Source organism: Paenibacillus sp. CF384 (assembly GCF_900106745.1).
Lineage (GTDB): Bacteria > Bacillota > Bacilli > Paenibacillales > Paenibacillaceae > Paenibacillus_Z.
In genome coordinates, this window is sequence record NZ_FNNV01000012.1 from 178,176 (window position 1) to 191,660 (window position 13,485).

12 protein-coding genes are annotated in these 13,485 nt (G+C 52.8%); 6 read left to right on the forward strand and 6 right to left on the reverse strand.

Annotated elements, in window-relative coordinates; translation table 11 throughout:
- Positions 1–123: 123 nt before the first annotated feature.
- The 3 genes from BLW29_RS19645 to BLW29_RS19655 are packed head-to-tail and all read right to left on the reverse strand — an operon-like array spanning position 124 to position 4,424.
- A complete protein-coding gene (locus tag BLW29_RS19645; protein ID WP_177186716.1) occupies positions 124–2,247 on the reverse strand; it encodes a CocE/NonD family hydrolase in 2,124 nt (707 codons plus the stop codon).
- 17 nt (positions 2,248–2,264) lie between these two features.
- On the reverse strand, positions 2,265–3,428 hold the full coding sequence (locus BLW29_RS19650) for a dipeptidase (protein ID WP_090982719.1): 1,164 nt from the start codon (positions 3,426–3,428) through the stop codon (positions 2,265–2,267).
- Positions 3,429–3,443: 15 nt separating this feature from the next.
- Positions 3,444–4,424: an ornithine cyclodeaminase family protein gene (locus tag BLW29_RS19655; RefSeq protein ID WP_090982721.1), complete on the reverse strand. Its 981-nt coding sequence runs from the start codon at positions 4,422–4,424 to the stop codon at positions 3,444–3,446.
- Positions 4,425–4,608: 184 nt separating this feature from the next.
- Here BLW29_RS19655 and BLW29_RS19660 point away from each other — a divergent pair, with 184 nt between their 5' ends.
- From BLW29_RS19660 to BLW29_RS32150, 4 genes are all read left to right on the forward strand, one after another.
- Positions 4,609–6,147: a sensor histidine kinase gene (locus BLW29_RS19660; protein ID WP_256208733.1), complete on the forward strand. Its 1,539-nt coding sequence runs from the start codon at positions 4,609–4,611 to the stop codon at positions 6,145–6,147.
- Positions 6,144–6,848 carry a response regulator transcription factor gene (locus tag BLW29_RS19665; protein ID WP_090982723.1) on the forward strand — a complete coding sequence of 235 codons (705 nt, stop codon included), beginning with the start codon at positions 6,144–6,146 and terminating at the stop codon, positions 6,846–6,848. The genes BLW29_RS19660 and BLW29_RS19665 overlap by 4 nt, the downstream gene beginning before the upstream one ends.
- A 21-nt stretch (positions 6,849–6,869) precedes the next feature.
- Positions 6,870–7,403 carry a hypothetical protein gene (locus BLW29_RS19670; protein ID WP_090982725.1) on the forward strand — a complete coding sequence of 178 codons (534 nt, stop codon included), beginning with the start codon at positions 6,870–6,872 and terminating at the stop codon, positions 7,401–7,403.
- Positions 7,404–7,832: 429 nt separating this feature from the next.
- Complete coding sequence (locus BLW29_RS32150; RefSeq protein WP_218147116.1) at positions 7,833–8,099, forward strand: ArsR/SmtB family transcription factor; 267 nt, start codon at positions 7,833–7,835, stop codon at positions 8,097–8,099.
- A 68-nt stretch (positions 8,100–8,167) separates the two neighbouring features.
- Here the strand turns inward: BLW29_RS32150 and BLW29_RS19680 are convergent, their stop codons facing one another.
- Positions 8,168–8,986, reverse strand: a complete 819-nt coding sequence (locus BLW29_RS19680) for a phytanoyl-CoA dioxygenase family protein (protein WP_090982727.1) — start codon at positions 8,984–8,986, stop codon at positions 8,168–8,170.
- Positions 8,987–9,100: 114 nt separating this feature from the next.
- On the opposite strand from BLW29_RS19680, the gene BLW29_RS19685 reads away from it, so the two are divergent.
- Together BLW29_RS19685 and BLW29_RS19690 are read left to right on the forward strand one after the other, a co-directional pair.
- The gene (locus BLW29_RS19685; RefSeq protein ID WP_090982728.1) at positions 9,101–9,940 is read left to right on the forward strand and encodes an AraC family transcriptional regulator; all 840 of its coding nucleotides are present in this window, start codon (positions 9,101–9,103) and stop codon (positions 9,938–9,940) included.
- Between the two features lie 83 nt (positions 9,941–10,023).
- Entirely contained in the window at positions 10,024–10,941 is a 918-nt protein-coding gene (locus tag BLW29_RS19690; RefSeq protein ID WP_090982730.1) for an aldo/keto reductase, read from the forward strand.
- Between the two features lie 91 nt (positions 10,942–11,032).
- Here the strand turns inward: BLW29_RS19690 and BLW29_RS19695 are convergent, their stop codons facing one another.
- Together BLW29_RS19695 and BLW29_RS19700 are read right to left on the reverse strand one after the other, a co-directional pair.
- Positions 11,033–12,427 (reverse strand): MATE family efflux transporter, encoded by a 1,395-nt coding sequence (locus BLW29_RS19695; RefSeq protein WP_371264754.1) that lies wholly within the window; start codon positions 12,425–12,427, stop codon positions 11,033–11,035.
- A 151-nt stretch (positions 12,428–12,578) separates the two neighbouring features.
- Complete coding sequence (locus tag BLW29_RS19700) at positions 12,579–13,433, reverse strand: patatin-like phospholipase family protein (protein ID WP_090982732.1); 855 nt, start codon at positions 13,431–13,433, stop codon at positions 12,579–12,581.
- Positions 13,434–13,485: the final 52 nt, after the last annotated feature.

Genomic DNA, 13,485 nt, shown 5'->3' on the forward strand with positions numbered 1-13,485 from the left:
TAGGAAAAATGGCCTAATCTGTCATGTTGCGCGTCAATGTGGTCAACAGCTCGGGACGACAGTCGGTCGCGGCATGAGAAAAGACCGGATCCGCCGGCTGGCAGATTCGGTCTTTGGGCAGGTCTACAGGACAGGCAGCAGCACTCGGCTCGGATATTCAGCCGAGTGATGGATCGTCTGCTTCACGATCACCGGCTGCGGATCGTCGTATGGATTCAGGCCGGTATTCGTGTTCGGGAAGGCAACGAGCTTACTCGAGGACGTGACCGTGAATCGAATGCGATGACCCGCTTGGAACGTATGCGCGATATTTTGCAGGAAGATCGTATACTTCTCCACCTTACCCGGCGTTAGCAGCTCAGGTGTATCGAAGCCATTGCGATACTTGGCTCTCACGATATAGTTGGACAGTCGAATGGAGTTCCCCTTCTCATCTACGTCGCTCAGCGTCACGACCCAATCCGTATCGACGCCCGTGCTCGCCGCATACAGCTCGCAAGACAATTCGCCGGCAACGGTCAGCTCTTCCCTCAACGCCTCACCTGTATAGACAAGGATATCGCTGCGCAGCTCATGCTTGCGCATATTCTCCGGCTCTCGTTCCCCGCTGTCTGCCACAGGCTCATCCGGATTGTACAGATACGAATCCGGCTCCGACTGAGCTGCCGTCGCAGGCGCGGCTCCCAGCACCCCATCGCCGAGACTCGAATTCGCTCGGCCGCCGCTGCCTAGGTAGAAGCTGCGCACCTCCGCTTCAACAGGCGTCCAATCTTCAGAGGTCCGCCATTCATTGGTTCCGACCACATAATAAGCGGCTCTCGGCTCCCGGTCGATGCCGTTGTCCACGCCTTTAAGGAAACGATCGAACCAGCGCAGCACGTTCACATCATAATCGTAAACGACCGCATCGTTGCTGAAGCTTACGCCCATGAGATCACGTGCCCGGTTCGGGCCATGCTCCCAGGGTCCAAGCCACAGCTTGCGGTTCGGCACATCATGCTCGGTCAGCATGCGCCACGTTTCCGAGACACCCGCACTGTCGCCATCGTACCAACCGGAGATGACGAACATCGGCGCCTTCACCTGATCGCCTCGCTCGGAGTATGTACAATTCCGCCAGAAATCATCGTACTCCGGATGCTCGCTCCACAAGTCCCAAGGCCCGGATGCTCGTCCGATCATTTGCTGAGGAATGTCGCGGATCGGCCTCGCATCGACAGCCTTCTCCGGATTCACCGTAATCCCCGCGAAGATATTAAAGTCCGTCCGCGTCCCCACCGACTGCGCCAGCGTCCAGCACAGCAATGGCCACGAGCATACGGTGCCGCCCTTACGAACCGTGTCCACGAACGGTGAGCCTACGTTAACCTCGTTAACGATAGCCTTTAAATTCGGATGTCCGCTGGTCGCTGCAGCCGTAACGACATAACCGAGGTACGACGCGCCCCACATGCCAACGTTGCCGTCCGACCAGTCTTGCGCAATAATCCAATCGATCGTGTCGGAGCTGTCATCCCGCTCGTAATAGAACGGCACAAGCTCCCCTTCCGAATCTGCCCGTCCGCGGACATCCTGATTGACGACAGCGTAGCCTTTGTTCGCCCAACGTTTCAGCTGATCCTTCTTCATATGGCGGTCGTAGCAGGTACGAATCAGAATGGTCGGCAGCTTCGCGCCGGGCTCGATGCCTTCTGGCAGATATACATCCGTCGCAAGGCGAACGCCATCCCGCATCGGAATTAAGTCCGTTCCCAGCTCCTGAATGCCATACTGCGCCTGTGACAATTGCGGCGAATCGTAGACCACCAGCGGAGTCAGCGCCTCGTACCCTTCCGCGACGAGAATTTCCATCCCGTAGCGGTTCGGTGCCACGAAACCGATGACGCATCCATCCACGGTCACCACATCCAGCGCCGTATCCATCCGCCGCGCCCATACTTGCGAAGTTACTTCACGGCCATCTATGTCAGCGGTATAGCGGATATGCTGACGATACACATCTCCGTTCGCAAGCTTAACCTCTTCCCCGCTCCAAGCCGCTCCCTCGTACTGATCAAGGAACTGCTTGATTCGCTGCAGGGGCAGCATGTAGGGAGCCTGCTCCGACAGGACATTTTCCTGCATTTGCGTCCGGCGCCTTGCATCTACCTTGGCGTGCATAATCTTATCGGCCGTAAATCGAATCCGTCCTTCATACACACCTGCACAATAAAGCTTAAACGTTGTCTCTTGCAGTAGTTTACTCATATTCGTCTCGCTGCCCCCTATCCCCATACCTGCTCGAACACGCGCAGCCAATTGCCGCCCATAATCTTCGCGATTTCTTCGTCCCGATACCCTCTTGCAACCAAGCCCCGCGTAAAGTTGATAAAATGACTGTACTTCTCCAGCCCCTTCACCGTCTCCGTGGAAGGTCCGTCCCCTTTGGCAAAACCGAGCATCGGCGCCACATGCTCCTTGAAATGGACAAGCGCCCACTCCACATCGCTCATCGGCCAATCGGTGCCGATCCCGACATGATCGGCGCCAACGAGCTGCACGATGTAGTCGATATGATTCAGCACATGCTCCATCGTCGTATCATTGGGATCGCCGTGTACGAACCATGGCATGGCGAACACGCCGATCACGCCGCCCGTTGCGGCAATCGCCTTGATTTCCTCATCGCTTTTGCAGCGAGCATGCCCGTATATGGCTTCAGCTCCGGTATGCGAAGCAATAACAGGCTGAGCGGATAGGCTGCACGCATCAAGCGTCGTTTGTTTGCCGCAGTGACTTGTATCGACGATAATGCCGAGCTCGTTCATACGACCGATGAAGCGCGCGCCGAATTTGCTCACGCCGCCGTCCTTCGGTTCCATGCAGCCGGAAGCCACATAGTTCTGGTTGTTGTACGTCAGTTGTAGTATTCGGAGTCCGAAGTGATGAAGCGTATCGAGCAAATCCAAGTTTTTGCCCAGGCCATCGTTCTCCTGCGCCGTTACGATACCGGCTTTCCGTCCACTGCGCTTCGCCTCTCGAATATCCTCAGCCGTCAGCGCTTTATCCAGCCATTCCACGGCATCGAACTGGCGCTGCACGTCGCCCATGCTCGTGACGACGCTCTCCGGGCTCGATAGATCGAGCTCCCGATTACCAGCTGTAATGCCTGAGCGGTACCATTCTTCTTGGAACTCCGCAAGCTCCCCGCGGGCAATCATGCCTTTGATGAGTTTGGCTGGCATCATGCTGTATTCCATCGGTTGATCCCGATAGGGCTCGCATTGCTCACGCAATTGTTCGGATACTTCCGCAGGTATCGCCTGCGGTGACAGCGGTCCTTGGAACAGCAGATCAATGATGATCATCTGCTCATGCAGCTGTCTTGCTCGCTCTTCTTCTTCCGCCGATAACGGGAAAGGGTACAGTCCCTCTGGTTGGTGCTTCATGTTGAATGCCCTCTCCTACAAGTCAATTGGTGTGCCTTTATGTAAACGAATCGCTTCTTTCAAGATAAATCCGGCCGCCGCCAAATCCTCACTCGCCAGTCCAAGCGCCTTGAACAACGTAATCGCCTGTGCCGAGCTTCGACCTTGCTCGCTGCCTATCAGCAGTTCGCCAAGCTCGCCTCGAATATGCGCCTCCGTAATCACGCCTTCCGCAAGCGGAATAAGGTAATCGCCTGCTTCGTTGACGGCCGATTCCCTGCGATCCACATACAGCTCCGAACGCCGCACGAGCTCGGAGTCCAGCTCCCTGTCCTTCGCTCGGCATGCCCCTACCGCGTTGACATGCGCGCCCTCCTTGACCCATTCGCCTTGGATAACAGGGGTCGCTGATGCCGTAACGGTGCAAATAATATCGGCCTCTGCCACGGCTTGCTCCGCAGTCGGCATCGTTTCTACGATGACTTGCGCGCCGAAGCGCTGCTCGGTCTCCAGCTTAAGCTGCGCCGCATGGGCCGGATTCGGCCCCCAAATTGCAATGCGCTTAATCGGCCGCACAAGCAGCATCGCTTCAATATGACTGCGCGCTTGCTCGCCGGTCCCAATGACCGCAAGCACTGCTGCGTCTTCGCGTGCGAGCAGCTTCGTCGCAGCTGCGCTGACTGCCGCAGTACGGATGGCCGTAATCTGCCTGCCATCCACGATGGCTTCGAGCTCTCCCGTAACCGCATTGAACAGCGATACAAACCCTTGATGCGACGGTAATCGCTTCGCATGATTGTCCGGGAAGACGGTAATGATTTTGGCGCCGACCTTCTCCTCCCGCTTCAAGTACGCAGGCATGAGTCCCATTAAATTGCCCCCGTGTACCGGAACAACGCTTCGCAGGGATTGCACCGCTTCTCCCGTAGTCAGGTCAGCCAGCACCTCTTCCATAATGCCGATACATCCCTGCATGGTCAGCAGTTCTTTGACTTCTCTCTGTGTAATAACCAACATGCGATTCACCTGTTTCTTTATTTGCTCGTTCCAGTATAGCAGAATCTAGGTTACCTTTACTCGAACTCAAGCACCATGAAACGTTATGGCTCGCCGCTGGGCATTGTTTATACTTTTTTTAGAACTGGTTTATGGAATATTTACGGGTAGATACTACAATGAAATGGAAGGAGGCTTCTACGCCATGTCCATCCGAACGAAATTATTATTCTCTTATATTGCGATGATTGTGATTCCGGTCCTGCTTCTTGGTATTACGGTCACCTTAGCGGCAAATGTCTTCAAACAGGATATGACTTCCCAAAGCGAAGATGCGCAAAGCCATGTGCCGTTTGCCGAAATCCGCGACTTGTTCAGCGGACGCAGCGAGCTCGCCTCCGGCCTTCGGTTCGTTGCCCAGCATGATCCGAAGCTGCTCAGCGACCCCGCATTCCTTGCTTCGACGGAGTCCGAGCTGGCTAAGGTAGACGCTGGCATGGTTATTATGGGCGATAAGGCCGCAGCTCCCTTCTATACGTCTCCGGGACTGTCAGCCGAGGAAGTTATTGCCCAAATACAAGGCGGCAGCAGTGAGGAAAACGGCCATCGTCATATCGATCGTCCGGGACCGCCGAGCGGCAATAGCCTTGATCAAATCACCTATACGCGTCCGGACGGCAAGCCCGGCTCGATTATCATCGTATCCGATATGGAAGCGGTCGCGCATTTCTTCAAGAGGTTCATCCCGACCGTGCTTCTGGCATTGCTTCTTGCACTCGTGCTGACGAACGGCGTCCTCACGTTCTTCGTCTCCCGCAGCATCATTAAGCCGCTGCACGCCCTGCGGGATGCCGCGGGACAAATCCGCGAAGGCCGGCTGGACCACGCGATTCATCTGCAGCGCAAGGATGAAATCGGACAGCTTGGATCGGCCTTCGAGGAGATGCGTATCCGACTGAAAGGATCGATTAACGCGCAGCTGCAGCTGGAACAAAGCCGTAAGGAGCTTCTTGCGAACATCTCTCACGACTTGAAGACGCCGATCACCGCTATCCAAGGCTGCGTCGATTGCCTGCGCGAAGGCGTTGCCGATACGGAGGAGAAACGCAGCAAATACATCGATATGATCGGCGGAAAAACGACCGATATGAATCGGATGATTGAAGAGCTGCTGCTGTACTCCACGCTGGATATCGGCAAGCTGCCATTCCGGTTTGAGACGCTGGACGTCGCGGAGTATCTCCGCCTTACCGTCGATGAGCTGAAGCTGGACCCTCGGCTGAGCGGAGCCGAGATCCAGTTCCGCAACAACGCGGCAGCAACGAGTGCAGGCCAACCACTGCTCGTTCGAGCGGACCGCGAGAAGCTGCATCGGGCAATCTTTAACATCGTCAATAACAGCATTAAATATATGGACAAAACACCGCGCGTACTGATGATTGAGCTGAGTGGCGAAGAGCGTCATTCCTCCACCGCAGCTATCACCATCTCAGATAATGGCACTGGCATTTCGGCCGAAGCGCTGCCCCAGGTGTTCGACCAGTTCTATCGGGCAGAGTCATCGCGCCGTCCGGATGCGGGCAGCAGCGGTCTTGGGCTTGCTATCGTGAAACAAATTATAGAGGAGCATGGAGGTACGGTAGAAGCCAGAAGCCGCGAGGGCGAAGGGACAGCAATCACACTTCGTCTCCCTGCCGTGCAGCGAGTACGCTTGTCATCTGAAGAAGGGGAGGAGCCGCAATGAATCGAGCTCGCAAACGAATCTTGATTATCGAGGATGACCCTGTCATTGCCGAGGTGCAGAAGGACTATCTGGAAGCAAGCGGCTTCTCCGCAGACATTGCGGATCGCGGCGACCTTGGGCTCGAAATGGCGCTGCGAGGGGACGGCTATGACCTCCTCCTGCTCGATCTGATGCTGCCTCGGATGGATGGCTATGACATATGCCGACGTGTTCGAGAAGCGAGTAACATCCCCATCCTGATCGTCTCCGCGAAGAAAGAGGAAGTGGACAAGATCCGCGGCTTCGGACTGGGAGCAGACGATTATATTCTGAAGCCATTCGGGCTCGGCGAGCTTGTTGCACGTGTCAAAGCGCATCTGGCACGGTACGACCGACTTGTCGGCAGCGGCGAATGGCGCAGAGATGAGCTGGAGCTGCATAACATTCGCATCGATCGCCAATCTCGCCGCGTGTATGTCAACGATGAGGAAGTACTCTTCACTGCCAAAGAGTACGATCTGCTGCTCTTCCTCGTCATGAATCCGAACCGGGTCTTCCGCAAGGAGGAGTTGTTCGAACGCATTTGGGGGCTGGACGCACTGGGCGATCATGCAACAGTGACCGTTCACATCAGCAAGCTGCGGGAGAAGCTCGAACGCGATCCGTCCAAGCCGCGGTATGTCGAGACGGTTTGGGGCGTCGGCTACAGATTTAACCTATAACCATTAGAGGAGCTGCGTTACGTGAAAAAACTATCCTTGCAGGGACGCAGAATCCTTCTGCTGCTGCATATCATATTTGCCGCAATTATGCTTGGCGTACAGGCGGTGTTTATCATTCTGGCGCTGACCGCTTCTGTGACCAGCGATAGTACGGTACTGCGCGCTTGCTACTCCGTCATGAATCTGCTTGCTTCAAGCAGCGTTCGTGCCTCAACCATTGGGGTGACCGTCACCGGCATCATGCTGTCCGTGATGACTTCGTGGAAGCTGTTCCGCTACAACTGGATCATAGCTAAACAAGCGCTAACCTTACTGTGCATTGGAGTCGGCATCATCGGGTTGTACGAATGGACGTTGAAAGGGATCGAACCGACTGTACAGGCCGGTATTGGCGCATGGCAAACAGCAGGCTTTACCGTCAATCATACGCTGCTCTGGATCGGAATTGTGCTGCAAACCGTGTCGCTCGTCGTCATGTACATCCTATCGATATGGAAGCCCGGGGGCGAGCGCCGCTCTTATCGCAAACCAATCAAGGAGGTTAAACAGACATGATCCGTCTATCCAACATCATTTATTATGTATTAGCCTGGCCGGTTAGCAGATAGTCCCTCTTTTTCCAGGACGGTTGTGGGCCAACTACCTTTCCTTTTGACTTTTATTAATTAAGTGATTGCTTAATTAAGTGAGCACTTAATTAATAGTATGACAATACAAACATATCTCCCATGGAGGAACCCAGCGCAAAGATATTTTACATTTCATCCGTGATAAGGAACTCATATTGGGCGCCATCCCATACTTTCCTTTCCAGAAGACGCTCTTTATTTAAGTCGACACTTAATTAAGCTAATGCTTAATTAATAACGTGATCGATAAACCATACAGCCTTAGCGCGACTCTTGGAGTAGAGTACTAAATGGCTTTTTCAAAAACCTCATTAATTAAGTGTACTCTTAATCAAACGCATGCTAAATTAATGACATGATCCATACAATCATTCAAGCCTTAGCGGACCCCAGGCGCAGAGATATTTTAGATTTCATCCGTGATAAGGAGCTCGCCTCGAGCGCCATCGCATCCCATTTTTCCGTATCGCCATCGGCTATTTCACAGCATCTTAAAGTATTAGAGGAAGCTGGCCTTGTCGCTGTAAGGCGCGCCGACACCCAACGAATCTACGCCATCAGGATGGAAGGGTTTTACGAATTGAAACAGTATTTCGAGTACTTCTGGGGGGACAGCCGGTAGGTTGCCCGCTTATACAACAACAAGAGACACCGAATTTCTCGGTGTCTCTTGTGTTATTTATAAAGGGATTACCACTGCCAAGGCATTTTGACAGAAGCGCCGACTCTTTCGTGTCTGAACAGGCTTTTCACAGCTGGTGATGCTTGGTCATACGCTTCTTGCGGAACGTGAATCGATCCGCCAGCACCGTACCAGTCGTTGTTGTAGATCAATGCGATGTTCGTGCGGTTCTCTTGCGTACGGTTTGGCGTACCACGGTGCCACATGCGAATGTCACGGATAACAACCGAGCCCGCAGGCATGTAGACTTTCTCCGAGTACATCGATTTCGCAGCACGCAGCATTTCACCGTCGATGGACGTATGCTTCGTGCTCTCAGGGTCCAGATGCGTACCGCCCGGCCATACTTCAAGCGGTCCGTTCTCTTCATGAACATCCACAAGCGGGATATTCATAACCAAACTGTATGCCGGCAGCGCTACGCCCAGTGTCGGGAACAGCGGCGGAACGTCGGAGTGTACGTTTTGATAATCGGAACCTGGGCAAGCTGTATCCGAAGCGAGGTACGTACAACGAACGCCTTCGCCAAGCACAGCGTTAATTACAGGCATTGCAAATGCGTTTGCCACCATATAGTCATTGACGAATGGTTGTAAAAAAGGTAGGTGCATCTGTGCGCGGTTCGTACCTGTATTATACCCAAATCTGTCGATATATTCATTGAAGATCGGAAGGAATGCATCCTTAATTTCTTGTACTTGTTCCTTGGACAAAACGCTTTCAAATCCGATATATCCGTTCTTGCGAATTTGCTCAATAGCTACCTCGATTGTTTCTTGCTCCGGTACACCAGTCAATTTCTCTTGCTCAGTCAATTTCAATAACATCGTTAATCACTCCTTGTTTGCGATTTATGTCCTGATTATACGTTGCAGATTCGAGGACGTATTGTATAATGGAATCGAAATTGTAAAAAAGTCAGAAAAAAGCGAGTGATAAATTTGCCAGCAACCGATAACCTCCTGTCAGGACTCGAAGAACTCATCGCCCTTATCGATTCAGAGTGGTCCTCCCTTGACCTGCATTCCTATGGCTTGTGGCGGAACCAAGGCTGGGATGGCGTCGGCCACAGCTTCGAGCTGAACTACTATATACAAGGCAGCAATGTGATTCGCCAGGACCAAGCCAGGGTAGAAGTGAAGCAGGGCGATCTGCTTTTTCTACCGGATACGATACGCAAGAGCAGCTGTGACGACGGCAGCTTCAAGGTGATTTTCTTATCGTTCTGGTTTAAGGACGATGCGTTAAACACAAGGCTGCGCCAGATTTATAAGACCATCGCCCGTGACTCCCAGCCGCTTGCGGTGCCCGGACTTGAGGATGATTTTGTCGCGCTCACTACGGAACTGCGCTCAGGCTTGCGTTTTCCGCATCTGCTGAAGCATCTGTTCATCCATATTCTCGTGAAAATTTACAGGGCTGTTCATATCTATCATGGCAGTAGACCGAAGCATAACAAGCATGAGCAGATGATCGGAGAGATCATCAACGAGCTGAATGAGAATTACGGCTCCGACATTTCGCTCTCTGATATTGCCGCAACCTATTCGCTGAACGAACGGTACTTGAATCATATTTTTAAAGGGGCAACCGGCATTCCGCTTGGGCGTTATCTGATGAAAATTCGCATTGAGCAGGCCAAACGGCTGCTCCGCACCACCCATCTGCAGATTACCGATATTGCGATGGATACGGGTTTTTTCGACGCCGCGCATTTCTGCAAATCGTTCAAGAAACATACCGAATACACGCCTGCCGAGTACAAAGCACGCATGGAATAAGCAGTGCGCTTGAATCTCGCATGCTTGTATGTCACAATCTTCTGTAGGACTATACCTTTTCGCAAATTAGGAGGATGAAACGAATGAGAACGATGAAGCTCGGAAGCAGCTCCCTTGAGGTGCCGGTTCTTGCTGTAGGGTGTATGCGTATTAATGGGCTGGAGAAAGCCGAAGCGGAACGATTCGTCCACACTTCGCTGGAAGCTGGGGCGAATTTCTTTGACCATGCTGATATTTATGGCGGCGGCAAATGCGAGGAAATCTTCGCGGACGCTATACATATGAACGACGACGTGCGGGAGAAAATCATCCTGCAATCCAAATGCGGTATTCGTAGTGGCATGTTCGATTTCTCGAAAGAACATATCCTTGACTCTGTAGATGCCATCTTGAAGCGTCTCAGAACAGACTACCTCGATATTCTGCTGCTGCACCGTCCGGATGCCCTTGTTGAGCCGCATGAAGTAGCGGAAGCTTTCGATAAACTGGAGAGCTCCGGTAAGGTTCGCCATTTCGGCGTATCCAACCAGAACCCGATGCAAATTCAACTGCTTAAGAAAGTCGTGAAGCAGCCGCTTGTAGCGAACCAGCTGCAGCTGAGCATCACGAATGCCAATATGATCTCGAACGGCATCAACGTCAATATGACGGTCGATTCGTCCATCAGCCGCGACGGCAGCATTCTGGATTACTGCCGCCTGAACGACATTACGATTCAGCCATGGTCGCCATTCCAATACGGCTTCTTCGAAGGCGTATTCCTGGGCAGCGAGAAATTCCCGGAGCTGAATAAAGTAATTGATGAAGTCGCCGCTAAATACGAAGTGAGCAACACGACGATCGCGATCGCATGGCTGCTTCGCCATCCGGCACAAATGCAGCCGGTAACGGGCACTACAAGCGTCGAGCGGATTCTCGATTGCATCAAAGCAAGCGAGATTCACCTGACACGCGAAGAATGGTACGCCATCTACCGCGCGGCAGGCAATATTTTGCCATAAGACAGAACAAAGGAGCTGAGAGGTCCGTTAATCGGACTTCCCGGCTCCTTCTTTTATTACATGTACTCCTGCTGTATGTCTTGCAACCTGCTTAAGCTTCAAGCGAATGCGAATTGGTATGTGGTGCATGCTCACGGCTCACAATCGCCTTCTTCGTCCAAACCCCGCTCTTCCATCTGGCCAGCATCAGCAGTCCGCGCACCCATTCGTCTACTGTGAACGAAATCCATACGCCGATTAAGCCCATCTCCAAATGAATGCCGAGGTAGTAGGACAACGGAACGCAAATGCCCCACATGGAGCAGACGCCCATTAAGACCGGGAACTTCGCATCCCCGGCTGCGCGAAGCGAGTTGATGACAACAATGTTGAATACCCGCCCCGGTTCCAAAATAATCGATAAGAGCAGGATACTCGCCCCGACCGCGATAACCTTGGGATCATCGGTGAACAACCCGACCAGCTGATAGCGGAACAGCGCCGCAATGCCGACTAATACAGCTGTCAGCAGAATGCTGATCCGCAAGCTTCGCAGCAGCCGGAAGTACGCGGCCTTCTTCTCACCGGCCCCGACCATATGCCCGACTATGATTTCCGTCCCCATGCCAATCGCCATGGACAACGCCATGAAATACGCGCTGATATTGTAGACATACACATGGGCGCTGAGCGCCTGTTGGCCAATGAGATTGATAAAGCCCATAATCATCATCATCTGCGACTGCCAAGCCAGATGCTCACCTGCAGACGGCAGGCCGATACCGAGTATTTTCCTCATATACTGCTTATCGAAGGAAACATAATCTCGGAGCCTGATGGGGCTCGGCGTCTTGCGATACAAGAGGATGAACAGTACGATAAGGCCGAGAATCCGGCTTCCGATCGTCGACACGGCAGCGCCGGTCACGCCCCATTCCGGGAATCCTAAGTTCCCGAAGATCAACAGGTAGTTGCCTGCGACATGGATCAAATTCACACCGAGTGTTACATACATAACGTCCCGAGTATTGCCATTCGATCGAATAATGGACGAAACCGCGTACGACATAGCTTCGATCCATATAAATCCGCCAATCAGTTTCAAATAGGTGCTCGCTATCGCAATTTGCGAATCGTCGAGATGAAGCAGTCGCATGCCCGGTTCGCTGAACAAGACAATGACGATGCTGACAATAACACCGAATATCAGATTCATCATGATGGCAAGCGCGGAGATGCGGCTGGCCGTTGCTTTCTGTCCCGCTCCCAAGTATTGCGTAACCGCGACACTCGTTCCAATGGCGACGAAGCCGAACATCATAATACAGAACATTATTATTTCATTGGCAAACCCGACAGCTCCCGCTACTTTATCCGAAATTCGGCTGAGCATGAAAACATCGGCCGTTCCGAGCATCATACGCAGAACCGAGTCCACCAGAATCGGCCACGACAAGGCAAAGAGACTCAGCTTCTTCCAAGATGGTACAGTATCATTCTTTATCAAAGGGACTATCTCCTATCACTTATTCCATTTCATCTCTCTACACCAATCGTTATTATCCCACCTCCACATGACCCTGTCTATGTCAAAAGACCTCCAATCCCGTATCGAGATGGAGGTCCTTCAAGCTATATCCACATCAGCACCGTTCAGCTTATGCCTGCATCCATGCTTCCATAACCGGCATTAAACGCTTGGCGTCTTCATAGCCTTCCTTATAGAGAGCATCCAGCTTTGCCGGGTCGCGCTCCATCCGCCCTACCGTCAGCTTCTGCTGCGGCCGAATGACGAAGAGATTGCCTTTACGCTCCTGCTCTTCAATGTAAGCCAACGTGTCGTTGTAGATCTCATGCCGGCGAAGCATGATTTTGACAAACTCGGGGTATTTCCTATAGGCACGTCGTACGAGCCAGCCGAAACGATTGCGTGATTTGCGGTAACCCGTGTCCCGGGTCAGAACAATGACATTGCGCTTAAAGCCGTCGCTCTCCGCTTTGCGAAGCGGAATCGGGTCCGAGATCCCGCCATCCAGCAGGTTGCGGCCCTTATATTCCACGATCGGCGCGATAAAAGGAAGCGAGCTCGAAGCTCGAATGATTCTCAACAGGTCAAAGCCCGGTTCATCCCGGTTGTAGAAAATCGTCTCCCCGGTATCGCAATCGGTCGTGCCGATGACAAACTGCTCTTGGCTCGCTTCGAAAGCTTGATAATCGAACGGAACAATGACATTCGGGAGCTCATCAAAAATAAAATCCATGCCGAACAGCTCGCCCTTGCTGAAATAATTCTTCCACGAGATATAGCGCGGGTCCGTGACCCAGCCTACATTAACTTCTCGATTGCGACCAAGCTGCCTCGATAAGTAACTTGCTGCCATGCAGGCTCCGGCCGATACGCCTATTGTATAGGGAAAGTACATGTTCTGTTCCGTAAAATAGTCCAGCACGCCGGCCGTATAGATGCCCCGCATGCCTCCGCCTTCCAGTACTAAACCGATGGATGAATCCATGACCTAACTCCTTTACCCTGAGCTTCCGTGTTCGCTACATTCATTGTACCTA

Bases quoted from the DNA above. Each gene is read 5' to 3' on its own strand.
- BLW29_RS19645 (WP_177186716.1), bottom strand. From the start codon at position 2,247: ATGAGTAAACTACTGCAAGAGACAACGTTTAAGCTTTATTGTGCAGGT.
- BLW29_RS19650 (WP_090982719.1), bottom strand. From the start codon at position 3,428: ATGAAGCACCAACCAGAGGGACTGTACCCTTTCCCGTTATCGGCGGAA.
- BLW29_RS19655 (WP_090982721.1), bottom strand. From the start codon at position 4,424: ATGTTGGTTATTACACAGAGAGAAGTCAAAGAACTGCTGACCATGCAG.
- BLW29_RS19660 (WP_256208733.1), top strand. From the start codon at position 4,609: ATGTCCATCCGAACGAAATTATTATTCTCTTATATTGCGATGATTGTG.
- BLW29_RS19665 (WP_090982723.1), top strand. From the start codon at position 6,144: ATGAATCGAGCTCGCAAACGAATCTTGATTATCGAGGATGACCCTGTC.
- BLW29_RS32150 (WP_218147116.1), top strand. From the start codon at position 7,833: ATGATCCATACAATCATTCAAGCCTTAGCGGACCCCAGGCGCAGAGAT.
- BLW29_RS19680 (WP_090982727.1), bottom strand. From the start codon at position 8,986: ATGTTATTGAAATTGACTGAGCAAGAGAAATTGACTGGTGTACCGGAG.
- BLW29_RS19690 (WP_090982730.1), top strand. From the start codon at position 10,024: ATGAGAACGATGAAGCTCGGAAGCAGCTCCCTTGAGGTGCCGGTTCTT.
- BLW29_RS19700 (WP_090982732.1), bottom strand. From the start codon at position 13,433: ATGGATTCATCCATCGGTTTAGTACTGGAAGGCGGAGGCATGCGGGGC.